Raw genomic sequence first — 26,735 nt, forward strand, 5'->3', positions numbered from 1 at the left:
TATGAAGATTATTATTCTTGGTTCTGGTGATGTTAGTTTGGAACTTGCAAAATATCTGGCAAATGCAGGACATGCTGTAACGATTGCAGATACAGACTCTGAACTACTGACAGAAATTGCAAACAGAATCGACCTTCGTGTTGTAACCGGAAATCCTGCATCTCCTGCTACTCTTAGAAAAGCCGGTGCAGAAAATACAGAACTACTTGTTGCTACTACCTCAGACGATGAAACTAATATCACCGCCTGCTGTGTAGCACATGTTTTGTTTAAAATTCCAAGAAAAATTGCTCGTCTAAGATCTCATGAATATCTGTCTGAATCTGAAGATCTGTTTGGAATCAAAAGTATACCTATTGATCATATTATTGCAACAGAACAGGTTATTACACAGAACATCATGTCTTTGATTGAACTTCCTGGTATAAGTTCATTAGGTTCATTTTGCAATAACAGAATCATTGTTGGTTCTGCAAGAGTTGAGATTGGAGCAAAACTTTTAGGTCAGGGGATCTCATATTTCAACGAATATGATGGAAAAGCCAAAGTCCTTGCAATCTACAGAGATGGAAAATACCTAAAGAATCTTGATAAGGAAGTTTTCCAGATAGATGATGAGGTTTTCTTCTGCTGCCAAAGAGACAGAGCTTTATCACAGTTAGGATCTATCAGAAAATTAAGCATTGGCGACAGAAATATTACGATTGCCGGTGGAACCCATGTTGCAGATAATCTTGCAAGAACTCTTTCTGAAAAATACAGAGTAAAACTTATTGAGTCTGACTCAGCAAGAGCAAATCGCTCATCAGTTCGACTTCACGACACTGGTTGTGAAGTATATGATGCAGATCCAATGGATATGGAGTTCTTAAAGGAAGAAAACCTGGATACATCAGATCTGTATATAGCTGCAACTCCAAAAGATGAAACAAACATTATGACTTCTTTGATTTTCTCACGAGTTCACAATGTTAAAACACTTGCACTTATCAGAGGCGAAAGCTATCTTGAACTTACAAAATCTGACAGAAATGATATTGATACAGTAGTTTTTCCAAAAAACTCTATTATTTCTGCAATGCTTTCTCTTATCAGACAAGAAGGTGTTGAAAATGTTCACCTGTTCAGACAAGGTAAATCAGAAGCTATTGAGCTTTGTCTTCAAGGTTCAAGATTATCAAGCAAAATTATTGGCAGGAAATATGAATCACTGAATCTGCCAGAAGGTGTTACCTTTGGTCTTCTTGTAAGAGGCAAGAAGATTATGGTTGTTGATAAACATACTGTATTTGCAGATAAGGATGTAGTTATTGCTTTCTTGAATGATCATCTTCAGATGAGACCTTTAGTTAAATACTGTCGTCCATTCTCATTCTGGGTGCCAAAGTGGTAGTAGATTTTCGTTTAGTTGCAAAATTTTTAGCACCAGCCTTACTTCTTTTTGGTTTGGTTGCCTTTATACCTGGAATTTATGCTTACATAAATCATACAGATGGTGTATTGGCTTTCTCAACTACTGGTGTGATTGCACTTATAGTTACAACCATTTGCCACCTTCTAGGAAAAACAGCATTTACTAACTATGCCTCATTAAGAGTTCTGTTCTTATTCACAACTTCATTATGGGTAATCTGTGCTGTAATCGCATCTATTCCATTTTATTTTCTTCTACCAGATTTTAGTTTTTCAAAATCACTTTTTGAAGCCTGCTCAGGGCTTTCCACAACAGGCTCTACTGTAATTAGCTATATTGAACAAAAGCCTCAGGCGCTTCTTTTATGGAGAGCGATTTTACAGTATATCGGAGGCGTAGGATTCGTTGCGATGGCTGTAGTAATTCTTCCTGTTTCTGCAATGGGTGGAATGAACATCTTCAAAACCGAATCTCAATCATTTGATGATTCTGCTAAATTTACCCCTCATTTGAAAACAATGGTTATTTCATTGTTTATCTGGTATGTAGCAGTACTTGTATTCTGTTCTTTCTTTTATGCACTGTGCGGTCTTGATCTTTTCACAGCTATTACAACTGCAATGACTACAGTATCCACTGGTGGCATGACAAATACAGATGCTTCCATGAACTTAATGCCTCATTCTGTTCATTATACTGCTATGATATTCATGTTCATTTCTAGCTGTCCATTCTTGCTGATACTAGCATCTATTTCTGGAAATCCAAGTCTATTCTTCAAGGATCAGCAGGTTAAAGGATTCCTTTTACTGATTGTATTTGTATCACTGGCAGTTGCAACTTCTCTGATATTAACTAACGGTTATGATCTTGAAAAGGCTCTGAGAGTATCGTTCTTTAACGTTATTTCTGTTATTTCCACAACTGGATATGCACTTGAAGACTTCACTTTATGGAATCCTTTTGCTTCAATGATGTTCTTATTCATTCTTGCTTTAGGCGGTTGTTCAGGATCAACCTCTGGCGGTATCAAGTTTTTCAGAATTCAAATCTGTTATTCAATGTTTAAGGTTGAATTAAAGAAACTTATTCATCCACATATTGTTTCAGAGCCAAGATTCAAAGGAAAAATCATTGATCCAAAAACACTATCTTCTGTTATTACCTATCTTGTTTCCTATATTATTCTTGCAATGATATCCAGCACCATTGCTAGCTCTCTAGGACTTGATCTTGGTGATGCCGTTACAGCAAGTATTTCATGTTTATCAAACATCGGTCCTGCACTAGGAACCACACTTAACCCATCAACAAACTTTTCTCAAGTTTCAGATCCTTTGTGCATTCTTTTTGCTATAGATATGATCTTTGGACGTCTGGAAATTCTTCCTGTTCTCCTGTGTTTTACCAGAATGTTCTACAGAAGATAAAAAAGGTTCATAGCTAACTTAACCATGAACCTATTCTCCTTATGATAAATAGAAATTAGAAGGTGTATGAACCACCAGCATAGAATAAGTGAGAATTAATCTTCTCTTCTTTAGGTGTATAGTCTGTGCTAATTTCTCCAACGCGACTAAAGTAATCATAGCCTACGCGGATACCAAATCCATTATTGAATTTATATTCTGCACCTACACCTGCAACTAAACCTACACTTGAAGATGTGTCTGCCTTGTCATCATCTTCATCAACTAATCCAACGACACTTAATGTAGGACCTGCCTTTGCATAAATTGAAAAATTGTCGTTTAACTGTATCTGGCCTTTACCGTAAAACTCAAGAACGTGGGCACATAAGCCATATTCTGTTGATTTATAAATAGTATAACCACCATTTGAGAAGGAGCTTGATCCTTTAACTCTACCAAGATAAAGGAAATCATATGCAGTACCAAGTGCAAAATAATTATTGAAGTTGTATTCGCCAAACAGCTTAATACCTAAACCGTTTAAATCTTTATCATCATAACGTTTTGAATATCTTGCTCCACCAATATCTGAATCTGAATTTAGGTTAGAAAGATCACCTGATGATTTAGCGAAGCCGCCAACGGCACCTACTGTAAATCCATTATTAAAAGCATTTGCACTAGTTGCAGATAAACAAGCTACTAATACAGCACTAGCTAGAACCAATTTCTTCATAATTATCTCCTCAATATATCGGTTTTGACCGATTTTAGACAGAAGGATAATATGACAAAAATAGATTAAGAAATTAACAGTTTTCTGAAATTTGTAAAATAAAATCTTAAAAATATACTTTTACTGACAGATTCTTAATTGATGTTCAATGAAAAAATCAGTAATACACCCAGAAATCAAGAATCAATACTATTGTCCATGAAAAATTATGGATAGCACATCCTATCAGTGCATACTTACGTTCTGATGCCACATTCTTAGCATTATGTTTGTGAATAAATACTCTAACAGTTGATGCTAGAAGAGGAAGCAGACCGAATACTATGATGATACACTCCCATAACTGATGTGAAGTAGCACAGGCTGCAAAAGATAAAAGGGCTGAAATTATATATAAAACAAGAAGATATACTGCACTTAAGTGAGTTCCTAATCTTGCAGCAATTGTCTTTTTACCATTGAGCCTGTCCTCTGTTATATCTCTCATATTTGCAATATGAAGGACCATAACAGAATGGATTCCGACAGCAACAGCAAGCATGTAGGAATCAGGGAAAAGATCTATTCCACTTCTTGAAGCGCCCAAAATCAGCATCTGAGAACCAAGAATTGCTGCCAAACCGAAGAAAATGAATACTGCAAGATCGCCAAATCCGTGGTATCCATATGCTAGACCGATTGTATAAAATATTGCAGCAAGAACAGCAGCAACCCCTAGGAAAGTAAAATAAGCTAATACCTGAAGGTCATAACCTACAGCCATAACTATAGCTATGCATCCTGTTAATGTTGCAAGTGTTGTAACAAGAGCCATTGACTTTCTTAATGATGTAAGCGAAATAGAACCGATCATCACGGCTCTTATCGGACCTAAACGGTTTGGTCCGTCTGCATTTTTGCATGCATCGCCATAGTCGTCTGCAAAGTTACTTAAAACCTGTAACAAGATTCCAGTTATCACAATCAGTGTTGCTGTAGTTATAGTAAAACAGTTTACTCTACCGTAATAAAAACCTAAAGCACACCCTAAAACGCAGTTTGAAAGTGCAAGCATTAATGATTTTACGCGAATCTCTGATAACCAGTCTTTTAACATACCTTTCCTTTTAACTAGTTATATACCCAGTAGTCTGATGCCAAAATACCCATCCATACACAATTATTTACATTAAAGAAAAACAGCATCTGGATAAGACGTATTCTCATCAGATTAATATGACTTGGATTTCTAATAAGAAGATAAACATAATAGGTTACGGGTATATAACCTGTAAGCAAAAACATTGAATAAAGCAGTCTGTGTGATGTTGCACAGGCCAAAACTGACAGTAAAACAGATCCAAGATATAAACTGATAATATACAAAGAGGACATTTCATAACCAAAAAGCTGTCTTAAACTCTTTCTTGTATATTTTCTTACAACAGTCTTAGATTTAAGATTTCTTATATAAAGTGTTAACAAAGAAATTGCCGTTGCACTAAAAGCCAGCCCTAATGTATCAGGATAAATATCAAGCCCGGTACCTGATGCAGAAATAATTAAAAACTGAGGCGCAATAATAGAAAAGAATCCTAAAGTGCCAAAGATAATCATAGCTCCGATACCTTTGTACAGATATAAAGAGGAGCTTGCATAGAGCATAGTTCCAAGAACTGATATTACTGAGAAGAACAAGAACCAAGATAAAAGCTGAATACTGTCAGAAAAAGAAAGGTACATAGCTATTGTGCCTGTAATTGAAGCAAAAACAGTGATAATAGCCATTCTATGCCTTAATTCAGTCACAGTAATATCTCGAACAATAATCGGAGTTACAATTCCATTCTGTTTATCTTTTCTGTGATTTCTATATGCAACAGAATAATCAATAGAATAATTGCAAAGAGCCTGTATGCTTATTGAAGCAAATACAGTACATATTCCTACAATAACAGTCTTAATGTTTATAGCGCCATAAAAGAAACCTAATGAAACGCCTAACATTGAGTTAGTCATTGCAAGTAATAACGAGAGCGATCTTACAGAAAATAAGTACTTAGTTAACATAACAACCAATGATAGATAATTTATCTATATTGTATGTTATTTAGCTATAATTATGTTTAATTTTCTTTATTTATGAATTCTTTTTTTAGCTTTCATCAGAAAATTTGTTTTCGTTTAAAAATAAAGCATTTGATCAATTTTTATTATTTTTGATTTTTCAGCCTTTCTCTCTAGTATAATCACATGAAATTTATTCGGAGAAAAAAGAAGATGCTATTTAACGATCCAGCACTCCTCAAATTAAAAAACACCTTTGAGAAAGAAAAAGTAAGAAAAGAAGGCTTCATTAAGGCTACAGAAAGAGGTTTTGGTTTTTTAGAATGCGATAAGGATTCATTTTTCATAACTCCAAATGATATGAAAAATGTTATGCACGGCGACAAAATCAGTGCTGTTATCGAAACTGATAGTGAAAAAAAATCTAAAGCAATCCCAGAAAAACTTATCGAACCATTCTTATCAAGATTTGTTGGAACAGTTCTTTTTGTCGGTGGAAAACTTAATGTATTAGTAGATCATCCTAGCATCAAAAACAAACTCTTTGCAGATGATAAAAGAACAGAGGATAAGTCTAAACTATCAAACGGGGACTATGTCATCTGCATTTTAACTAATCATCCATTAAAGTCAAAAGGATCATTCAAAGCAGAAATCATCGAAAGAATTTGTGCAAAAGATGATCCAAAAGCACCTTGGAGTGTAAGCTTAAGAAGATATGATCTGCCACTTCGTGAACCTGATGATGAAGAGTTTACTTTCAATGAAAACGATCTTCCAAGAGAAGATCTGACAGAAATTCCTTTTGTTACCATCGATTCAGCTCATACTGAGGATATGGATGATGCTTTATTCATTGAAAAGAAAGGCGATGACTTCGTTTTATATGTAGCTATTGCCGATCCTACAGGATACATCTCTCAGGATAGCAAGTTAAATGATATTGCATCTCACAGAGCATTCTCAATTTATCTTCCAGGCTTCAATATTCCAATGCTTCCAAGAAAGCTGTCTGATAATTTATGCTCCCTTCGTGAAGGTGAAATAAGAAAAGCTCTTGTCGGCATCATCACTGTTAAAAAAGATGGTTTTATTGAAACTGATAAGACACAGTTCAAGCTTGCAGACATTAAATCAAAAGGAAAACTCATTTATAACGAGATTTCAGACTACATTGAGGGAGTAGAAAACTGTTCATTTACTCCAAGTGAAGAAATTAAGGGAATTATCGATCTGCTAGTTGAATTTACTCATGTACGTGACAATTTCAGAAGTACACATGCAGCCGCATTCAAAAACAGACCTGACTACGAGTTCATTCTTACAGAAGAAGGCGCATTAGATCATATTGAAGTTAATTTCAGACGTATAGCAAATCAGATTGTTGAAGAATCAATGATTGTTGCAAACATAGCTGCAGGTAACTTCCTTGCAAACAAACTCAATAGTGGTATCTACAATATTCACAAGGGTTTTGATCTTCAGAAGAAAAAAGATCTGATTGAACTTTTGAAAAAGGAAAACTGTCCTTTTGATGAAACAAAACTCGATACAATCGAGGAATATAATTCAATTCGCAGATTCGCTGTAAATAACAATAATGATTATTTAGACAGTAAAATACGAAAACTTCAGGAATTCTCTGAAATAAGTATTGCTCCTGGCCCTCACTATGCTCTAGGCATTGAAAACTATGCTACATGGACATCTCCTATACGTAAGTATGGTGATATGGTAAACCACAGACTGCTAAAGAACATTATAGTAAATACACCACATCCAACTCTTCCTGATACAGAGATCCTCAAAATTATGAATGAGGCTCGTCGTACCAATAGAATGGCAGAAAGAGACGTAAAAGACTGGTTGTATGTTGAGTATCTTGAAAAAGAGATCGAAAAGAAGACTGTTTTTACAGGAGATATTTTCGATATCTCAAGAGGAGGCTTGAAGATTCTTTTACAGGAAAATGGTGCAATGATCTTCATTCCTTTCTCTTATATCAGTGCTGACAAGGAAAGTTTAATTCTTGATAGCGATAATGGAGAAATCATTGTAAACGGAAAAACCGAAAAGCGTCTTGCTGACACTATCAAAGTCAAGATTGCAGAAGTTAACCATGATACAAGATCAATTATTGGTGCATTAGCAGAGCCAATTGGCAATCTGCCACTTTTAAATCCAGAAGATGTTAAAAAGAAAGCACCTGCTTTTAACAAAAAGAGATAATCCATCTACACTGTTATAGTTGAAAAAAACGGATGCCATTTTTTAATGCATCCGTTTTCTTTTCAATAAGTTAAAATCTTATCTACTGTTCAATTCCTGACTGTTTTAACAGTGAATCAACACTAGGTTTTCTTCCAAGGAATTTCTCAATATTTACAAGTGGATCGTATGCACCGCCACAAGCTAATATCAAATCTTCAAAATTATTTGCTGTCTGCTTATCAAAGATACCATTCTTTTCAAATACAGAGAAAGCATCTGCGGCAAGTACTTCAGCCCACTTATAACTATAGTAGCCTGCTGCATAGCCACCAGAGAAGATATGGGTAAAGCAGTTAGGGAATCTTGAATTTTCATAATTAGGAACAACGCTAACTTCTTTTTTAACATCATCTAATATTTCAAAGATTCTTGCACCTTTAGATTTATCGTACTCATAATGAATTCTGAAATCGAACAGAGCAAACTCAATCTGACGAAGCATTGCCATTGCAGAATGATAATTCTTTGCCTTATTTAAGGCATCTAGTTTATCTTTTGGTAATGAAGACTTTGTCTTTTCGCTAAATGAAAGGAACTTCAATACCTCTTCTTGCCAAGCAAAATTCTCATTAAACTGAGATGGAAGTTCAACAGCATCCCAAGGTACACCATTGATACCAGATACTCCTGGAATATCAATTTTAGTTAACAGATGATTTAGAGCATGACCAAACTCATGGAATAAGGTTGTTACCTCATCATGAGTTAAATGAGTCTTTGAGTCACCTACAGGTCTTGTGAAATTACATACAAGATATGTTGCAGGTAGCTGTAAGAATCCGTCATCTCTGTATCGTCTAGTCTGACACTCATCCATCCATGCACCACCGCGTTTACCTGGTCTAGCATAGAGATCCATATACAGAGAGCCTATTCTTGAACCAAATTTATCTTCATAAACATCAAAGCATTTAACCTGATCGTTCCAGACATCAACACCTAAACGCTGTTTTAAGGTAATACCATATAATCTATGGGCAACTTCAAACAGGCCTTTTACTACAACATCTTCTGGAAAATACTCTCTTAAAGCTTCCTGATCTATTGAATATAGTTTTTTCTGTAGTTTTTCTGAGAAAAAAGCCATATCCCAAGGCTTTAGATCGTCTATGCCAAATTCTTTTGCAAATTTTCTTAACTTAGCAACTTCTTTTTCGCCCTGTTTCTTACTCTTTTTTGCAAGATCTTTTAAAAATGAAATAACAGTTTCTGGAGTGTCAGCCATTTTTCTTGCTAAAGAGTAATGAGCATATGACTTAAAGCCAAGTAAAGTTGCAAGCTGAGATCTTAAATCTAGGATCTCCTCCATGATGGCATTATTGTCAAACTCTCCTGCGTTCTCACCGATTTCAGAAGCTCTAGTTGAATATGCCTTATAGATCTTTTCTCTTAAATCTCGATTCTCACAGTAAGAAATAAATGGAAGATAAGAAGGCATTTCAAGAGTGAATACATAACCATCTAGCTTTCTGTGTTTAGCTTCCTCTTTTGCAAGATTTAAAGATGATTCTGGAAGACCTTTTACGTCATCTTCATTTGTAACGTGAAGGATGTAAGCATGGGTTGCATCAAGAACATTATTTGAGAATTTTGATTCAATCTCTGACAGTCTTGATACTATTTTCTTATATTTTTCCTGATCAGCTTCATCAAGCCCGATACCTGAGAGTTTAAAATCCTTGATTTCGTTTGTTATTGATTTTCTCTGAGGAATAGATAATCTTCCAAATGCATCTGATGCCTCAATCTTAAGCAGAGCCTCATACATAGGCTTATACTGACCAGCCCATGATGAATACTCAGATAAGAGTGGCAGACAAGCATCATGAGCTTCACGTAATTCTTTTGTATTGTTCACTGAATTTAGATGAGATACAACCGACCAAACCTTTCCAAGGCAGTCTGATGCCTCCTCAATAGGAGCCATAATGTTATCCCATGTTGGATCTTCACTATTCTTCTGACAAACATCTATTATTGTCTGCTTGCATTTTTTAATAACCTTTTCAAGTGCAGGTTTTACATGCTCTGGCTTTATTAAAGAAAAATCAGGTAAACCAGAGAATTTTAATAACGGATTATCTAATTCAATGTTATTCATATCTGTCCTTATTATTGATATTTTCTGTCATATCAGCATTTTGTTTATCTTTGTGCATTATAGCAACAAGATTTCAATCAACAATTAACAAATTTCAAAAAAATGTGTTTATAAAACACTAAAAAAAGAGGTGATTTTTTCTAAAAAAGCGATTTTTTGATACAACCGTGACCATGTGCTAAAATCTGAACTAAGAATTAAATGGAACAGAGCAAAAAAAAGAATGTCCGATCAGAATAAAAGTATTTATGAACAGCGAATTGCTGAAATAAAGCAGCTTTTAGAAAACTACGAGCTAGATGCTATTATCGTCAACCATGACGACGAGTATCTATCTTATGAACTTAACGAAAGCCAGGAAAGAATAAAATATATTTCCGGATTTTCAGGATCAGCAGGTTATGTAGTTATTACAGCCAATCCAAAAGAAGAATTAAGCAATTCAGGTATTGACGTTACATCTAGCAAAGATGGGCATAAATACCATGCATCAAAAGGAAATGCTGTTTTTGTTGATGGCAGATATGTTGTTCAGGTTAAAGAACAAATAAGCTCTGAACTTTTTGATAACTATGACTTTTCCAAACTGTCTGTAGAAGATTACCTTTCTCAGGTTTTGAACAAGAATGCCAAGATAGGCATTGATATGAACTGCATAAGCTATAAGGAATATCTGAAAATTAAAGATACTCTTGAAGCTAACAACATGGAGCTTGTTCAAACAAACGGAAATCTTGTTGATAAAATCTGGTTTGATAAACCTGAAGAAGTCATATCCCCAATTGAAATTTTCAATGACGAATATAATGGATGTCCAAGCCCTAAAAAACGTCAGGAAATTGCTCAATACCTTAGAGATCATGAATTAGATGCCACTGTAATTTGTGATCCTGAAAGTATATGCTGGCTACTCAATATCAGAGGAAACGACAGAAAATGTCTTCCTATAATCAACTGTAAGATGGTAGCCTACTCAAATGAAGCTCTAGAATGGTACATAAATCAGGCTCATTTTGTTGGTGATGATATCGAGGACATGCTACAAGAACATGTAGGACATGTAGATATTTTCCCTGAAGAAAGATTTGATGAAGTACTAGATCGTCTTTGTCAGTCAAGCTGCTCTGTTCTTGTTGATCCTGACTCAACAAATGCTCATACCATGATGCACCTTTATGAAGGTGGAGCTAAGGTTGTAGAAGATATCGGTGTATGTCTTTTACCTAAAGCAAAAAAGAATCACATCGAGATTGCAGGTGAATATAAGGCTCATATAAAAGACGGTATTGCCATGTGCCGTTTCCTGTCTTGGCTTGATAATCTCACAAAGCTTGATATCCCTGTTGAAAATGATGAAGCCTTTACTAGAAGAGTTGAGGATACAACAGAGTTGGATCTTGCAAACAGAGCTTTGAGCTTCAGAAAAGTTGAAGAAGGCTTTATTGGATTATCATTTGATACAATCAGTGCTCTAGGCCCAAATGCGGCAATGTGCCACTATAACCATGAAAACGTAGCAGAGCCTCGTGCTCTTGGTCATGACAGCATTTATCTTATTGATTCTGGTGCACATTTTAATGAAGGTACTACAGATATAACAAGAACTATTCTTGTAAGTCCTCATATCAGTGATGAAATCAGAAAGATGTACACTACAGTGCTCAAGTCCCATATTGCTCTTGCAAGTCTGATTTTTCCAAGTGGAACCTCAGGAATGCAGATTGATGCTATTGCAAGACGACCATTGTGGGATCTTGGTCTTGATTATGCACACGGCACAGGTCATGGTGTAGGTCATGTACTATCTGTTCATGAAGGACCTCAGAATATTTCCTCAAAGAGATCATTAGTTCCTTTAGAACCAGGAATGGTTATTTCATGTGAACCTGGCTTCTACAAGGAAGGTGAATATGGAATCAGACTTGAGAATTTGCTGGTTGTTATTCCATGCACAAAGCCAGGTATGCAGCATATGTTATGCTTCTCACCATTAACCTTGGTTCCATTTGATAACAGACTAATTATCAAAGAACTGTTGTCACAAAAAGAAATCGACTATCTTAACAACTATCATCAAAATGTTAATAATGTAATCGCTGCGGCAGGTACTTCATTAACAGAAGATGAGCTCAACTGGCTGAATAAAGCTACAGCTACAATTTAGGACATATGAATTATGGTATTTTGGAAAAAAAATCTTCCAGGTTCTTTTTACTGTCAGACTAGACTTCAGCAGTTACCAACCTTTGCTGTAGATGCCAACAATTATACTGTTTTAGAAAACCCTCACCGTTTCTATACCAGACTACTTGAGTTAATCAAAGGTGCAAAAGAGCGCATTATGATTACCGCTTTATATCTTCAGGATGACGAAACCGGAAGAAAGGTATTAGATGCACTTTATGAAGCAAAGCAGCATAACCCAAGACTATATGTTAGAGTTTATGTTGATTTTCACAGAGCTCAAAGAGGTCTAATCGGCAAAGGACCTTCACTTGGCAACTCTGAGTTATATTACAAAAAAGCAAGAACTACAGATATTCCTCCTGCTATATACGGTGTTCCAGTCAAAAAAAGAGAAATCTTTGGCGTAATGCATTTAAAAGGTTTTGTTTTTGACGATACAGTTCTGTATACAGGTGCAAGCATTAACGATGTCTATATGGGTGAAAACGGAAGATATCGTTTAGACAGATACCATGAAATCAAATCAAAGTCTCTTGCTGATGCAATGTGCAACTATGCAACAACAGCTTTCCATAACAATCTTGCTGTACAAGATTTCTCTCAAGGACAGGTAAAATCAGCAAAAGAGATAAGAGATGAAATCAAAAAGCTTAGAAATCATCTTGCTGTAACACAGTATCAGATTAAAAACGAAAAACTACACGTAGATCAGGTTGGTTTAACTCCTATTGCAGGTCTAGGCAAAAAAGGAAATCAGCTGAATAAATCTGTTCAATGGCTTATCGGTGCTGCAAAGGAAAAACTATTTATCTGCACACCATATTTCAACCTTCCAAAGGTTCTCTCAAAAGCGGTTGAAGATGCTCTTCAAAGGGATATTCAGGTTACACTTGTAGTTGGTGATAAAAGAGCTAACGACTTTTTCATCCGTGAAGGTGAAAAATTCTCACCAGTGGGAGCTGTTCCTTATATATATGAACAGAATCTTAAGGCTTTTGTTGAAAAAAATCGTAAATACATAGAATCTGGTAATCTGAGAGTCAGACTGTGGACTGATGGTGACAACACCTATCACGTAAAGGGAATGTTTGTAGATAACTCTTTTGCTCTTATTACAGGTAATAACCTAAATCCAAGAGCTTGGGGACTTGATCTTGAAAACGGAATTATTATTTCTGATCCAAACCATTTATTGCAGGAAAAATTTGTTCATGAACAACAGTTCTTGTTAAAACATACCGCTGCAATCAATGGAGTAGATGATCTTGATTCCTTTGAAAGCTACCCTGAGGAAATTCAAAGACTACTCAAGAAGGTTAAAAGATTCAAAGCTTCTATATTTATTAAGCAGTTATTATAGAAAGCAAACGAGCATATGGTCCTAGATAATGATAGTAAATTTCATACATCAGATATCTCTACAATAAAGGGATTAGGACCTCGTTATGTTCACAGTTTCTACAAAAAGGGTATTTTTACTCTTTTTGATCTTCTTTTAGATCTTCCTTTTAGATATCTTGATAAGACAAAACTTACCAAGATAGCTGATGCCAAAATAGATGGATCATACTCGCTTATTGATGCTCATATTGTCAAAGTAAACAATATGACAAGTTCAAGAAGCAGAATTTTTAAACTCGGATTGCAAGATGAAACTGGCTATTTAGAAGCTGTATTCTTTAACCTACCAGTAAATTTCACAAAACAGTTTCAGGTAGGTGGTAGATATCTAGTATTTGGTTGTGTTAAGTTCAATGACTTTACATCCAATAAAAATATAGTACAGCCAAACATGACCAGACTGAATGAGTCTGAAATTATACAGCTAGAGGATAGACTGTCTCCTGTATATCATGCTGTAGAAAAAACACCTCAGGCTGTAATTAAAAAAGTAATTCATTCAACGCTTGAGACAATGCAAAACTTCCCTTTTGAAGAATTACTAGACAATAAGCACAACCCTTTTAAGATTTCATTTAATGAAGCTTTATACAATGCTCATTATCCAGTGGCTCAAAAGGACAGCACATCTAAATTTATCCTACAGAATACACAAAGTTTCAAAAGACTCTGCTTTGAGGAACTTGTTGCATATCAGCTCACTCTTATTTGTCTGAAAAAGAAAAACGAGACTAAGACTGCTTATAAATTGCAAGTAAATACCGATTTTATAAATCTCTTTATAAAGTCACTACCTTTTTCATTAACACCTGATCAGATGAAGGTATTTTCTCAGATAGCTGATGATCTAAGCCTTGAAAAACCAATGCTCCGCCTATTACACGGCGACGTAGGTTCAGGAAAAACACTTGTTGCTGTTATGTCTATGCTTATCTGTGCAAACAACCAAAAACAGAGTGTTCTGTTAGCACCAACAGAGATATTAGCAAAACAGCATTACAACACAATTTTAAAATTCACATCAGGCCTTAATATAGAAACAACTCTTCTTACAGGCTCTCTTAAGGCAAAACAAAGAGCAGAAGCTCTTGAAAAAATCCGTTCAGGAAAGGCATTGATTATTGTAGGAACCCATAGCTTATTTCAACCTGAAGTAGAATATAAAGAGCTTGTTTTCTCTGTTATTGATGAGCAGCACCGATTTGGAATCGATCAGAGGGTAGCTCTCCTGAAGAAAGCACCTTTAGGTAAGACACTGCATCAGCTTGTAATGACAGCGACACCAATTCCAAGAACACTGCAGTTAGCTCTATTTTCTGATTTGGACGTAAGCACAATTACAACGGTTCCAAAAGGAAGAAAGCCTATAAAAACTGTTGTAATGTCCAACGAAAAAAAAGATTTTGTAATATCAAGACTCAATGAAACTCTTAAAAATGGCAATCAGGTTTACTGGGTATGTCCTAATATTGAAGCTACTGAAGATAATGATGAATCAGTAACAACAAGTTTCAATGAGCTAAAAAACAAAATAAAAGGTTATAAAGTAGGCCTTCTACACGGACAGATGAGTTCTGATGAAAAAGATAGTGTAATGCAGGATTTCCTTGATGGAAAAATTTCTGTCCTTGTTGCCACATCTATTATTGAGGTTGGCGTTGATGTTCCAAATGCTAACATCATAATTATTGAAAAAGCTAATCGTTTTGGTCTTGCGCAGCTTCATCAGCTAAGAGGTCGTGTTGGCAGAGGAAGTCTCGATTCTAGCTGCGTTCTTCTTTATGATAAAGAAGATTGTACTGATAATGAAACAGCAGTTAAAAGATTACAGATCATGCGAGAAACAACCGATGGCTTTGTTATCGCAACAGAAGATTTAAAACTTAGAGGTCCTGGTGATGTAATCGGTCAGAGACAAAGTGGTTTTGATATATTTAAGTTAGTAGATGTAAGACGAGACTTTGAACTAATTAATGATGCAAGATCTGTTGCTTGTGATTTAATTGAAAATGACATTGAAAAAGTAAAAAAACTCATCGCAAGATGGTTTAAAAACTTCAATTTATAAGAATTTTGCTTATGGCACTAAGATCAAACCTTGCTCTGAGAAAGAATAGAAAGAAGCGCTCAGGATTTTTCAAATATCTCGTGGGCGGTTTTCTTGTTTTACTGATACTATTCGTGGGATTTATTCTGTATTTTAATGGAGAAAATATCAAAGCCCCACTCATAAGCTTTTTAAAAGAGAGAACATCATTATCAATCAACTGTAAAGAGATTGAATTCTCACCTCTGTATCCGAATATCATAAAAATTAAAGATATTACCGTAAACAAGTCCCATATTGACGAGATATACGCAGAATTCGATCTTAGAAGCTTGATAAAGTCAGATAATCTAGAGTTTAAATATCTTTATCTGAAAAATGCACAGATGGATGATGGCGATCTTAACCATATAGATGCAGAGCGATTTGGCTTTTTAAACTTTGAAATTAATAAGCTTGAACTTGTTGATTCTCCTTTAACTCTTTCTGCTCTAGTTGCTGAAAACGCAACTGCAATTCTAGAAAATGTTTCAGTAAATCAGAAAGGACAGCTAGCTTTTACAAGCGGAACAGTTCAGGTAAAAAAAGGCACTATAGATGGATATGAAATAAAAGATCTATATGCAAAGGTAAGTGAGGAGTCAGATTGTAGCAGAATTGAAAATTTCTCTACTAAAATTTACGGAGGAATTGTTAACGGTAGCTTCACAATAAATAAGCTTACTGATGAGATCACATTCCAAACTCTGAATATAAAAAACGTCATTTTAAAAAATCATAAACAACTTGCAAACAAATACGAAATCAAAGCACCTGTTGCATCTGTTGCAAATTCAGTACTTGCTATTCCATCATCAGACGTTTATTTTGGTCAGCTAAATGGAAAAATCTCTAATCTTGAAATCAAGAATGATGCCTTAGGTTTCATATTTAATGGAAGGGCAGGAGAAATATCTAAACCTAAGATGGGATTAAGCACTGACAGCAACACAGTAAGTGCAAGAGTTGATAAGAATAACATTACAGTAAAAATTCATGGAAAATACATCAATACAGATTTTGACCTTTGGTGTAAGTACAAAAAGAATAACGAAAATGACGAGTATAACTTACTGATCGATAAGATTACATTAAACAATGGTCGTATTGACCTTACTGATAATCTTATGAACTCCATTCATTCATCTGTGTTTGAACTTAATACAAAAATTGAAAACCTAAATATAAGAAACGTCGAATTCGTATCAAATATTGATGATTTTCCACTTACCGTAAAAAATTTCAATTTAAAAGGCAGAAGCATTTCTTTCAATTTAAAAGATAAGAGTTATATTTCAAATGGCATATTTACCATTGAATTGAATAGTGGTTATTACAGAGATCTGTTTTTTAAAGAGCTGAAACTAAAAAGCAAAATCTCTGATGAGAATACTCTGTTTAATCTAGAAAAAATAACCTTTAATAATTCATCTGCATCAGGAATATACAACTATAACAGTAAGAATAATTCTCTTACTGCTAGATTTAATGCCAATGATTTTGATGTTACTGAGTTGAACTCTGATTTAATCAAGAGACTTGTAAACGGCAAGGTTAATTTAAAGCTTGAATTGAATACACAAGACAGTATTTCAGAATTGACAAGTGCCCCTAGCTACACAGAAATTACAGATGATTATCTTAGAAAGGAAAATCTAATTCTTCGTCTAAGAGGAAAAATTAACCTAGAAAGTAAACAATTTTTTATCTCTGGTTTTGGACTTGATCTTCTCAACGGAGGCAAAGAAGGCACCTATACATTTACAGAAGATGAACTCATAGAGGCATTAAAAGAAAGCGACTGTGGATTGTATAAACTTGCAGTCAGTCTAAAGATTGATAATGGAATTGCAAAAGTTTCCGGAAAAACTGAGCTGACATCATCTTCTGTGAAAACCTACGGTGAGTATGATCTTTTATCAGAGAAGTTAAATTTACATGCTCTTTTAAGGACTTTTACAAAAGGAAACATCTCTGCTTTCCACATTACAGGAAATAAAAATGCTCCTGTATATACTCTTAAAGCTCTAAAAAGAGATGAGATTAGAACAGGGCTAGTGCGCCTGCCTAAACAAAAAGAAGAAGAGATCGAACAAAAAGTTACACAAGAAAAGAAAAAAGAGAATATTATTGAAAAACCATCTACTAGCACAGTAGTAGAAGATAACATACAACTAAGCGAAGATAGTGCTAGCAGTGATGCAATGACAATTGCTAATGAAACAACAGAAAGTGAGAAACAAAAAGAGCCTGAAACAGTTTCAGAAAAAGAAGAAACTTCTTTGAAAGAAAAAGAACAACAAGAATTAGATGCTTTTGAAAAAGAACTGTTGCAGTAAAAACTGCAACAGTGTTATTAGCGTTTAGTATCTGAACTTGAAACCTTGATCTTGATGGAAGGTTTTTTATTTGGAGATGACAGTTCATCAGAACCTAATGTTGAGCCAGTTACATTAGCAAGATAAACCATAAAACTTGGAACATTCTCTGACATACCTGTTCTTACTACACCAAGAGATGCAGTAAATTCAGCGCCTAATAAAACAATCCACCAGCTTATATATATCCAAACAAACAAAACAGGAATGATGGCAATTGCACCATATATTGCCTCGTAGTTTGAAAAATTAAGAACAAATACAGAGAACAGTTTCTTAGAAACTTCAAAGACCACAGTAACAAATACTGCACCTAATAAAGCATCCTGAAGTTTAACTCTAACTCTTGGAACAATTACATAAATTGCAGTTAGAACAGCACATTCAATAATAATAGGAAAAATAAAATATACCAGCATAAGTGGTATTCCAATAGACCCTTTATTTGTGCTGAAGGCATATCCCATTACCTTTGTAAAAATCCAAATGATAATGCCAAGAGCAATAGGACCTAATGTCAGCATGGTCCAGTATATTGCAATCATGGTACCTAATTTTCTTCTGCCTCCACGCCAGATCCTATTAAGGCACTGATCAATTGATCGAACCAGCAGCAGAGAAATAACGAAGAATGCAACTGTACTTGTTGCTGTCAGCTTGCCTGAATGCTCAATAAATGTTCCTACATAGTTACTCAGTGATTCAGCAAATACAGGCATAAAATTTGTTGTCGCAAAAGATTTGAGTGATTCGCGGAATTCCTCAAATGAAGGAAAAACAGCGAAAACATAAAAAATGACTGAAATTGCAGGAATAAGAGCAAGAATTGAAGTAAAAGACAGTGCTGATGCCTCAAGACCAATAGAATCCCTTCTTACACGATTAAAAAAATATAAATATAACTCTTTCACAACAAATCCTATTTGATAGTTTTTCTTTTTAAATTATACAGTTTTAGATTTTTTTTACATTTAAAAATCTCCAAAAAACAAAATTGAAAAGTTTTTTCAATTCTTTTTTTTCAAAAAATGTAAGATAGGTCAAAAATACGGTAAAATACGCCCACAATTTTTTATCAATCCTAAATTCAGGATCCAAATTTACAGGTTTATAAATATGGATGTTCAGAAAATCCGTAACATTGCCATTATTGCGCATGTTGACCATGGTAAAACTACTCTAGTAGATAAATTATTACGCCAGTCTGGTACTCTTGATCGTAATGAAATCGGTCAAGAACGTATCATGGACTCTAACGATATTGAAAAAGAGCGTGGTATTACTATTCTTTCAAAGAATACCGCAATCAACTGGAACGACTATCGTATCAATATCGTTGATACCCCAGGCCACGCAGACTTCGGTGGTGAGGTTGAGCGTGTTATGTCAATGGTGGACTCAGTTCTTCTGTTAGTTGATGCAGTTGACGGTCCTATGCCACAGACAAGATTCGTTACACAAAAAGCCTTTTCTGCAGGTTTAAAGCCAATTGTTGTTATCAACAAGTGCGACCGTGAAGGTGCTCGCCCAGATTGGGTTATCGATCAGGTTTTTGATCTTTTTGATAATCTTGGTGCAACAGATGAGCAGTTAGATTTCCCTGTAGTATATGCTTCAGCATTCCAGGGTTGGGCTACATTGGATTTAGCAAATCACGGCGATAACATGGAGCCTTTATTCCAGACCATCGTTGACAGAGTATCTCCTCCTGAAGCTGATTTAAACGGCCCTTTCCAGATGCAGATCTCTTCACTTGATTACAACTCATTCGTAGGTGTTATCGGTGTTGGTCGTGTAAAGCGTGGTGTTGCTAAGGCAAATTCACAGGTTACTATCATTGATAGAGATGGTAATACAAGAACTGGCAAAATCGGTCAGGTTCTAGGTTACCTAGGATTACGCAGAGCTCCTGTTGAATCAGCAGAAGCTGGCGATATCATTGCAGTTACCGGTCTTGGTGAATTAAAGATTTCAGATACTATCTGTGATAACTCAAAGGTTGAAGCATTACCTGCACTGTCAGTTGATGAGCCAACAGTATCAATGAACTTCTGTGTTAACACTTCACCTTTTGCAGGCCGTGAAGGTAAGTTTATTACATCAAGAAATATTGAAGAAAGATTACGTCAGGAGCTTGTTCACAACGTGGCTTTACGCGTTGAAACAACAGAAGATACCGATCGCTTCAAGGTTTCTGGCCGTGGTGAGTTACACTTATCAGTTCTTATTGAAGAAATGCGTCGTGAAGGATATGAATTAGGCGTTTCAAGACCAGAAGTTATTCTTCACAAAGTAGACGGCAAGACAATGGAACCTTATGAGGTTTTAACCTTAGATCTTCAGGAAGAACACCAAGGTCCTGTTATGGAAGAACTTGGTATCCGTAAAGGTGATCTGAAGAATATGGTTCCAGATGGCAAGGGTCGAGTAAGACTAGATTACAGAATTCCTGCTCGTGGCCTTATCGGCTTCCAGTCTTTATATATGACTTTAACCTCAGGAACAGGCCTGATGTACCACACATTCGATTCTTATGATGAGTATGTTGGTGGCACAATTGGTGAGAGACAGAATGGTGTTCTTATCTCAAACGATACAGGTAAAACTGTTCCTTACGCTTTATGGTTCTTACAGGAGCGCGGACGCCTGTTCGTAGATCCAGGTGAGGAAGTATACGAGGGTGAGGTTATAGGTTTACATGTAAGATCTAACGATCTGACTGTTAACCCATTAAAGACAAAGAAATTAACCAACGTTCGTGCTGCAGGTTCTGATGACAACATCATCTTAACTCCTGCTGTTCATATGACTCTTGAGCAGTCACTTGAATTTATCAACGAAGACGAGTTAGTTGAAGTTACACCTAAGAGCATTCGTATCAGAAAGAAGAACCTTTCAGAGCTCGATCGCGTACGTGCATTCCGTGCTGCAGGTGGAAAGAAAGACGAATAATACCTTTTACCTTTCAGAAAGAAACCGCTTAACAATAGTATGGCCCCTGAAATTGATCACTTAAGTTTCTAGGTCATACTAACAAGCGGTTTCTTTATTTTTAAAGGCCTACTTTCTTAATTATTTGCCAATCCGTTTAAACGGTAACTTTCATCAATAAAAGCAAAAATAGTTTCTAAAGGACAACCTTCATTTAAAACAATTGAAAGCCAGTTTTTCTTGTTCATGTGATAACTAGGGAAAAAATGAACCTTATCAACTATTGAATCAATCTTTTCTGGATCAACTTTTACATTGAGAACTTCCATTTTTCCAACACCTTTACCTGTAAGTGTTTTTCTATTACATATTAGTAAAGCTGCAAACCATTTTTTGTTATCTTCCCGTCTGAAAATACCTTCATCAGAATTGAATCTTTCTTTCCACATACATTCTATTGGTGCACCGTACTTTTGATTGATATATTCAATTATTTTCTGCCACTGTAATAAAAACAGATCAGATATGGCACAACTGTTTTTTATAGAATCCTCAAGTTTATATATTTCATTTCTTAAAGACTGAATATATTCACCTTTAGCCTTTGGAGAAAGATGAAGTCTGAACTCTTCATTTGTTAATGAATCTAAAACTGTTACTGAAATATTTTCTTCTCTATCTAGCCTTGCAATAAGGATAAGATCTAAACTTTCAATACTTTTCTTGAATATAAATTCATCATTGTTTTTTTCAAATCCAAAGGAAATAAGAGAACTTTCTTTATACTTTTTCATTTTGAAACTTTAAAATATGATTTTTGAGCACCATTATTGATCTATTATTTATCCAAACAAAAAAAATTTTTACATAAAATTACATATTAATTTCATTATTTAATTGAATATTAAGCATTTTTAGTAAAAATGACCATAAAAAGCAGTTTTATGTATTGCACTTAATTTGTGCACTGAATTAAAATAGGACAAAAATGTTGCACAATAAGTTACATTTAGAATAAACGGTGACTTATGCTAGACAAAGAATATACAAACTTGCTTGAGAGCTTAGCGACGGCAGTTATTGTAACTGACGTACAGCTAAACATTGTCTACGCAAATATGGCTGCCGAACAGTTATGTGGAATATCAAGACACAGACTGGTTGCACAGCATAATATTGTTGATTTTATCGATAAAAAAGAAACAGCCGTTATCAATACATTCAAGGAAACAGATTACAGTGACGGCTTCCAGGGGTTTTCTGCTGCTGGAGTAAAGTTTACTGCATATCCTGGTGTCTCTTCTAAAGCAGATATTGCAGTTTATCAGTACAACAGTATTCACTTTAAAGGGCTTCTCATTGAAATTCATACCATCGCAAGACAAGAAAAACTTATCAATCAGATTCAGCAGAATTATCAGTACAGCGCAGCAAGAGATCTGATTCGTTCACTAGCACATGAGATTAAAAATCCATTAGGAGGAATCAGAGGTGCAGCTCAGTTACTTGAAATGTCCTTTTCAAGTGTTGATGGTATTAAAGAATATACAAATGTAATTATTGAACAGACTGACAGATTAAAAGAACTAGTAAATAATCTTTTAGGACCTCAAAAGCCAAATCCACTTGAGAAAGTAAACATTCACTATCTCATTGAAAAAGTTTTAAAACTTATTTCAATGCAGCAAGATAGCAAAGAAATTAAAATAATAAGAGACTATGATCCTAGCCTTCCTGAGCTTTCTCTAGATATCAACAGTGTTGAACAGGTTTTAATAAACATCGTAAACAATGCTGTACAGGCTCTTAATGAAGTTCATACAGAGAATCCTTATATTCTGATAAAAACAAGAGCTAGCACAAGAACAATTATCAGAGATAAAAAACATCCAACATCTCTTAATGTAATCATTGAAAACAATGGACCTAAGATACCAGAAAAAATTCTGCAGACTGTTTTTTACCCTATGGTTACCACAAAAACAAACGGAAACGGTTTAGGTTTATCAATAGCTTTAAATATTATTGAGCGTCACAATGGAACAATCGAATGCAACAGTGACGATCATAAAACATCTTTTAAGATTATTCTTCCATATACAAAAGAAGACACTGGAGAAAAACTATGAATCCAATGATCTGGGTCATCGATGATGATACAAGTATCCGATTTGTATTTGACAAAGCTTTGGATGCAAACAAAATCACTCATCGACTATTTGAGAATGCTGAAGCTGCACTAGATGCAATCAAAAAAGAAACACCTGATGTAATTATTTCAGATATAAGAATGCCAGGTATGGATGGTCTTTCTTTGATAAAAAGAATACATGAAATTGATGAAAATATTCCTTTCATCATTATGACTGCTCATTCTGATCTATCTTCAGCAATCGATGCATATGATGAAGGTTCTTTTGAGTATCTGCCAAAACCATTTGATATTGATCAGGCTATCAGCGTAATCAGAAGAGCCGCTGTACACAGAGTAAACATGCTTCAGATGCTTGATCAAAAAGCACAGCAGGCTGTTGCTCCTATTACTGAACCTGCCCATGAGGAAACAGAAATAATTGGTAAATCTCCTGCTATGCAAGAGGTATTCAAGTTTATTGGTCGTATTTCAAAAACCGAATTACCAGTTTTGATTCATGGTGAAGTTGGAACTGGTAGAAGTCAGGTCGCAAAAGCACTGCATAATCACGGTTCAAGAAAAAACAACAAATTTGTATCAATCAATATGTCTTCTGTTGCACAGGAAATGGTTAAATATGAACTGTTTGGTGATGCATCTAAAGATATAAATGAATGTGCTATTGTGAAAGCTGATGGTGGCACCCTGTTTATCAGTGAAATTGGCGATATGCCAATTGAATGTCAGAACAGACTTCTACAGCTTATACAGCATCAAGAATATACACCTATCGGCTCTACTGAGCAGAAACATGCAAATGTTCGTATTATTGCATCAACATCTCATGATCTCGAGCATATGGTAGAGACTGGTGCATTCAATTCAGATCTGTACTACAGACTGAATATTATAAATATCAACATTCCACCTTTAAGAGATAGAAACAACGATATTCCAATGCTTGCAAAGCACTTTTTAGCTCAGAGTGCTATTGATGGTCACACAGAGCCTAAGAAACTTACATCTGAAGTATTGGTTTTCCTTTGCAGACTACCATGGCCTGGTAATGTAAGACAGCTGAAAAATCTTTGTAAGTATCTTACTATCATGGTAACAGGAAGAGATATTCAGCTTGTTGATCTTCCATCTGAATTCTTACATGCAAATTCAAATCAGAATAAGTTAAACAATCAGGCTAATGTTCAGAATAAGGAAAATGCAACTTGGCAGGATTTACTCAGAGTGTGGGTAAATACAAAACTAAAGTCAGGAGAGCATGACATTCTTAACGAGGCTGTACCTGAATTTGAAAGGATCATGCTTGAGGCGACATTAAACTTTACCGGTAATCACAAGCAAGAATCAGCAAAACTTCTTGGATGGGGAAGAAACACCCTTACAAGAAAAATCAAAGAACTCAATATCAATTAGTTATAAAAACTAATAATATAAAAACCGAAGGGAGCAATAATTCCTTTCGGTTTTGTCTTTTTGAATATTACTAATGATTTAATTTCCAAATATTCATCATCTAAAAAAGTGCTTAATTTATATCAAAGTCACAAAAGCAATAACAAATTACGGAAATTATCTAATTTGTCACCTAAGATAAAAAATGTAACTTTTGGAGGCCATATGTCAGAAACACATATAAAATCAATTGATAGTAACGACATGATCCTTACATTATGTCAGAGTGTGTCAAATGTAATTACCACAGCTACAGGATGCAAAACAAATTACGCACCTCTTATTCAGAAAATAACCAAAACTATTCTCGCACCTGATATAGGTACCTTTGTTATGTTCACAGGTTCTTTTTCAGGTATGGTCGTATTAAACTTTCCTAAAGAAACTGCAATGGAAATTTATACTAAGTACATGAAAAACATGGGTATGAAAGATAATGAAATTGCAAAAAACTATACACAAGAAGAGGTAAGTAATACTTTAGGCGAGCTTATGAACCAGATCCTTGGAAACTTTACTAGAATAATTAGTGAAGATTTGCATATAAGGATCGACCAATCACAACCAAAAATGCTAGTATTACCACGTGAAGTTCAGATTAGCATTTCCGTTAATCTTGATAATCCAAAATTCGGCAAAGTAACCTTCAATACAGAAGGTGGCAATGTCTTTTACGTGGAACTTGCCATGGATGACACAAGTTTTGTTGCACTCAAAGGATTTGAGAGCAGAACAGAGCTTTCTCCTGATGACATCCTTGAGCAATACAAGCAAGTATAATTGTTCATGAGCGATATTATCCAAACAGAAAAACTTGATTTTAGAAAAACAAAATTTGTAACTTCAGCACCAGATATTAAGGCTCTTCCTAGAAGCAATGGTGCTGAAATTGCTATTATTGGCAGATCTAATTCAGGTAAATCATCTTCTATCAACGCAATATGCGATCAAAAAACTCTGGCAAAAACATCAAGAACTCCAGGTCGAACTAGACTCATCAACTTATTTGAAGTTGCTAAGGGAAAGGTATTAGTCGATCTTCCTGGTTATGGTTATGCTCAGGTTCCTGAGAATATGAAAAGACAGTGGCAAAAGGCGATGAGTGACTATCTTCAGAAGAGAGATTGCCTTGGTGGTCTTGTCCTGACAATGGATATTCGTACACCTCTTCGTGACCACGACAGAATGATTATTGACTGGTCTATTGCCGCAAATCTTCCATGTCTTATTCTTTTAACTAAAGCAGACAAATTCGGAATCAACAAAAGAAGAGAAGTAATTGGTGAAGTAAAAACTGCTCTTAGCGAGTTTGGTGGTAACTTTACAATTATCGCATTTTCAGCTCTTAAGAAGATCGGTATTGATGAAGCAAGAGCAGTTTTAAACAACTGGTTCTCTATGATGCATACCGATGACAATAACGAAGAGTAATATATAATTACTTAATTTTTTTGATATTAGATTATTATGGCTAAAGGTACCTTATACATTGTTTCAGCACCATCAGGTGCTGGAAAATCATCTTTGATTGATGCAATTTTAAAGAGATTCAATGCTGATGATTCTCTTCGTCTTTCTGTATCCCACACGACAAGAGCTCCTCGCGGAGAAGAAGTTGATCATGTCAGCTACCACTTCGTAACAAAAGAAGAATTTGAAGCTCTTATTGAGAGAAATGCCTTTTACGAATATGCAAAAGTATTTGATAACTACTATGGAACTTCAAGAGAAATTGTTGAACAGTGGCTTGAAGAAGGTAAAGATGTATTTTTAGACATCGATTGGCAGGGAGCAAGACAGATAAGAGAACAGACTCCTGGAGCTAAAGGCATTTTCATTATTCCTCCATCTTTAGAAGAATTAGAAAGCAGACTAAGAAAAAGAGGAACCGATGCTGAAGAAGTTATCGTAAAGAGAATGAACAAAGCTATCAGCGAAATATCTCATTACAACGAGTATGACTATGTCATCATAAATGATGATTTTGAGCAGAGCGTTTTAAACCTCAGATCTATTATTCTTGCAAACAGATCTTCAACAAAAAATCTAGAGCAGGAAGTAAAAGCTAAGTTTCAGCTATAATTAAAAATATTCAGTTATAAATAAAGAGGAACTATCCTCTTTATTTATATGGAAAAACAATCTAATCCCAAATTTATCCGATTATA

The 26,735-nt window shown here is 35.1% G+C and carries 19 protein-coding genes; 13 read left to right on the plus strand and 6 right to left on the minus strand.

Annotated features, from left to right (window positions below; all coding sequences use genetic code 11):
* The first annotated feature begins 1 nt into the window (after window position 1).
* Window positions 2-1,393 (plus strand): Trk system potassium transporter TrkA, encoded by a 1,392-nt coding sequence (trkA, locus tag J5V48_RS03340; protein WP_219937113.1) that lies wholly within the window; start codon window positions 2-4, stop codon window positions 1,391-1,393.
* Window positions 1,387-2,844: a TrkH family potassium uptake protein gene (locus J5V48_RS03345; RefSeq protein WP_219937115.1), complete on the plus strand. Its 1,458-nt coding sequence runs from the start codon at window positions 1,387-1,389 to the stop codon at window positions 2,842-2,844. The genes trkA and J5V48_RS03345 overlap by 7 nt, the downstream gene beginning before the upstream one ends.
* A 55-nt stretch (window positions 2,845-2,899) precedes the next feature.
* On the opposite strand, the gene J5V48_RS03350 is transcribed toward J5V48_RS03345, so the two are convergent.
* From J5V48_RS03350 to J5V48_RS03360, 3 genes are all read right to left on the minus strand, one after another.
* Window positions 2,900-3,562, minus strand: coding sequence for an outer membrane beta-barrel protein (locus J5V48_RS03350; RefSeq protein WP_219937117.1), 663 nt, complete (start codon window positions 3,560-3,562; stop codon window positions 2,900-2,902).
* Window positions 3,563-3,719: 157 nt separating this feature from the next.
* On the minus strand, window positions 3,720-4,658 hold the full coding sequence (menA, locus tag J5V48_RS03355) for a 1,4-dihydroxy-2-naphthoate octaprenyltransferase (protein ID WP_219937124.1): 939 nt from the start codon (window positions 4,656-4,658) through the stop codon (window positions 3,720-3,722).
* 14 nt (window positions 4,659-4,672) lie between these two features.
* Window positions 4,673-5,611 (minus strand): UbiA prenyltransferase family protein, encoded by a 939-nt coding sequence (locus J5V48_RS03360; RefSeq protein WP_219937126.1) that lies wholly within the window; start codon window positions 5,609-5,611, stop codon window positions 4,673-4,675.
* Between the two features lie 210 nt (window positions 5,612-5,821).
* Between J5V48_RS03360 and J5V48_RS03365 the strand changes: the two genes are divergently transcribed.
* Window positions 5,822-7,837, plus strand: coding sequence for an exoribonuclease II (locus tag J5V48_RS03365; protein WP_219937128.1), 2,016 nt, complete (start codon window positions 5,822-5,824; stop codon window positions 7,835-7,837).
* A gap of 82 nt (window positions 7,838-7,919) precedes the next feature.
* Here the strand turns inward: J5V48_RS03365 and J5V48_RS03370 are convergent, their stop codons facing one another.
* Window positions 7,920-9,980 (minus strand): M3 family metallopeptidase, encoded by a 2,061-nt coding sequence (locus tag J5V48_RS03370; protein ID WP_219937130.1) that lies wholly within the window; start codon window positions 9,978-9,980, stop codon window positions 7,920-7,922.
* 223 nt (window positions 9,981-10,203) lie between these two features.
* On the opposite strand from J5V48_RS03370, the gene J5V48_RS03375 reads away from it, so the two are divergent.
* The 4 genes from J5V48_RS03375 to J5V48_RS03390 are packed head-to-tail and all read left to right on the plus strand — an operon-like array spanning window position 10,204 to window position 17,993.
* Window positions 10,204-12,144: an aminopeptidase P family protein gene (locus J5V48_RS03375; protein WP_219937132.1), complete on the plus strand. Its 1,941-nt coding sequence runs from the start codon at window positions 10,204-10,206 to the stop codon at window positions 12,142-12,144.
* A 12-nt stretch (window positions 12,145-12,156) separates the two neighbouring features.
* A complete protein-coding gene (gene pssA / locus J5V48_RS03380; RefSeq protein WP_219937134.1) occupies window positions 12,157-13,527 on the plus strand; it encodes a CDP-diacylglycerol--serine O-phosphatidyltransferase in 1,371 nt (456 codons plus the stop codon).
* 15 nt (window positions 13,528-13,542) lie between these two features.
* Window positions 13,543-15,636 carry an ATP-dependent DNA helicase RecG gene (locus J5V48_RS03385; RefSeq protein WP_219937137.1) on the plus strand — a complete coding sequence of 698 codons (2,094 nt, stop codon included), beginning with the start codon at window positions 13,543-13,545 and terminating at the stop codon, window positions 15,634-15,636.
* 11 nt (window positions 15,637-15,647) lie between these two features.
* The gene (locus tag J5V48_RS03390) at window positions 15,648-17,993 is read left to right on the plus strand and encodes a hypothetical protein (protein WP_219937139.1); all 2,346 of its coding nucleotides are present in this window, start codon (window positions 15,648-15,650) and stop codon (window positions 17,991-17,993) included.
* A 17-nt stretch (window positions 17,994-18,010) separates the two neighbouring features.
* On the opposite strand, the gene J5V48_RS03395 is transcribed toward J5V48_RS03390, so the two are convergent.
* Complete coding sequence (locus tag J5V48_RS03395) at window positions 18,011-18,943, minus strand: YihY family inner membrane protein (RefSeq protein ID WP_219937142.1); 933 nt, start codon at window positions 18,941-18,943, stop codon at window positions 18,011-18,013.
* A gap of 205 nt (window positions 18,944-19,148) precedes the next feature.
* On the opposite strand from J5V48_RS03395, the gene typA reads away from it, so the two are divergent.
* On the plus strand, window positions 19,149-20,984 hold the full coding sequence (gene typA / locus J5V48_RS03400) for a translational GTPase TypA (RefSeq protein ID WP_219937145.1): 1,836 nt from the start codon (window positions 19,149-19,151) through the stop codon (window positions 20,982-20,984).
* A gap of 116 nt (window positions 20,985-21,100) precedes the next feature.
* Here the strand turns inward: typA and J5V48_RS03405 are convergent, their stop codons facing one another.
* On the minus strand, window positions 21,101-21,757 hold the full coding sequence (locus tag J5V48_RS03405; RefSeq protein ID WP_219937147.1) for an MmcQ/YjbR family DNA-binding protein: 657 nt from the start codon (window positions 21,755-21,757) through the stop codon (window positions 21,101-21,103).
* A 234-nt stretch (window positions 21,758-21,991) separates the two neighbouring features.
* Here J5V48_RS03405 and glnL point away from each other — a divergent pair, with 234 nt between their 5' ends.
* From glnL to gmk, 5 genes are all read left to right on the plus strand, one after another.
* Window positions 21,992-23,092: a nitrogen regulation protein NR(II) gene (glnL, locus tag J5V48_RS03410; protein WP_219937150.1), complete on the plus strand. Its 1,101-nt coding sequence runs from the start codon at window positions 21,992-21,994 to the stop codon at window positions 23,090-23,092.
* The gene (locus tag J5V48_RS03415) at window positions 23,089-24,528 is read left to right on the plus strand and encodes a sigma 54-interacting transcriptional regulator (protein ID WP_219937152.1); all 1,440 of its coding nucleotides are present in this window, start codon (window positions 23,089-23,091) and stop codon (window positions 24,526-24,528) included. The genes glnL and J5V48_RS03415 overlap by 4 nt, the downstream gene beginning before the upstream one ends.
* Before the next feature lie 204 nt (window positions 24,529-24,732).
* A complete protein-coding gene (locus tag J5V48_RS03420) occupies window positions 24,733-25,347 on the plus strand; it encodes a DUF3334 family protein (protein WP_219937154.1) in 615 nt (204 codons plus the stop codon).
* Between the two features lie 18 nt (window positions 25,348-25,365).
* Window positions 25,366-25,998, plus strand: coding sequence for a ribosome biogenesis GTP-binding protein YihA/YsxC (gene yihA, locus J5V48_RS03425; protein ID WP_418896165.1), 633 nt, complete (start codon window positions 25,366-25,368; stop codon window positions 25,996-25,998).
* A gap of 36 nt (window positions 25,999-26,034) precedes the next feature.
* Window positions 26,035-26,649 (plus strand): guanylate kinase, encoded by a 615-nt coding sequence (gene gmk / locus J5V48_RS03430; protein ID WP_255557702.1) that lies wholly within the window; start codon window positions 26,035-26,037, stop codon window positions 26,647-26,649.
* Window positions 26,650-26,735: the final 86 nt, after the last annotated feature.

The organism is Succinivibrio faecicola, from assembly GCF_019448115.1.
In the GTDB taxonomy this organism is placed as follows: Bacteria; Pseudomonadota; Gammaproteobacteria; order Enterobacterales; family Succinivibrionaceae; genus Succinivibrio; species Succinivibrio faecicola.

Bases quoted from the DNA above. Each gene is read 5' to 3' on its own strand.
- trkA (WP_219937113.1), top strand. From the start codon at position 2: ATGAAGATTATTATTCTTGGTTCTGGTGATGTTAGTTTGGAACTTGCA.
- J5V48_RS03350 (WP_219937117.1), bottom strand. From the start codon at position 3,562: ATGAAGAAATTGGTTCTAGCTAGTGCTGTATTAGTAGCTTGTTTATCT.
- menA (WP_219937124.1), bottom strand. From the start codon at position 4,658: ATGTTAAAAGACTGGTTATCAGAGATTCGCGTAAAATCATTAATGCTT.
- J5V48_RS03360 (WP_219937126.1), bottom strand. From the start codon at position 5,611: ATGTTAACTAAGTACTTATTTTCTGTAAGATCGCTCTCGTTATTACTT.
- J5V48_RS03365 (WP_219937128.1), top strand. From the start codon at position 5,822: ATGCTATTTAACGATCCAGCACTCCTCAAATTAAAAAACACCTTTGAG.
- J5V48_RS03370 (WP_219937130.1), bottom strand. From the start codon at position 9,980: ATGAATAACATTGAATTAGATAATCCGTTATTAAAATTCTCTGGTTTA.
- J5V48_RS03375 (WP_219937132.1), top strand. From the start codon at position 10,204: ATGTCCGATCAGAATAAAAGTATTTATGAACAGCGAATTGCTGAAATA.
- pssA (WP_219937134.1), top strand. From the start codon at position 12,157: ATGGTATTTTGGAAAAAAAATCTTCCAGGTTCTTTTTACTGTCAGACT.
- J5V48_RS03385 (WP_219937137.1), top strand. From the start codon at position 13,543: ATGGTCCTAGATAATGATAGTAAATTTCATACATCAGATATCTCTACA.
- J5V48_RS03390 (WP_219937139.1), top strand. From the start codon at position 15,648: ATGGCACTAAGATCAAACCTTGCTCTGAGAAAGAATAGAAAGAAGCGC.
- typA (WP_219937145.1), top strand. From the start codon at position 19,149: ATGGATGTTCAGAAAATCCGTAACATTGCCATTATTGCGCATGTTGAC.
- J5V48_RS03405 (WP_219937147.1), bottom strand. From the start codon at position 21,757: ATGAAAAAGTATAAAGAAAGTTCTCTTATTTCCTTTGGATTTGAAAAA.
- glnL (WP_219937150.1), top strand. From the start codon at position 21,992: ATGCTAGACAAAGAATATACAAACTTGCTTGAGAGCTTAGCGACGGCA.
- J5V48_RS03415 (WP_219937152.1), top strand. From the start codon at position 23,089: ATGAATCCAATGATCTGGGTCATCGATGATGATACAAGTATCCGATTT.
- J5V48_RS03420 (WP_219937154.1), top strand. From the start codon at position 24,733: ATGTCAGAAACACATATAAAATCAATTGATAGTAACGACATGATCCTT.
- gmk (WP_255557702.1), top strand. From the start codon at position 26,035: ATGGCTAAAGGTACCTTATACATTGTTTCAGCACCATCAGGTGCTGGA.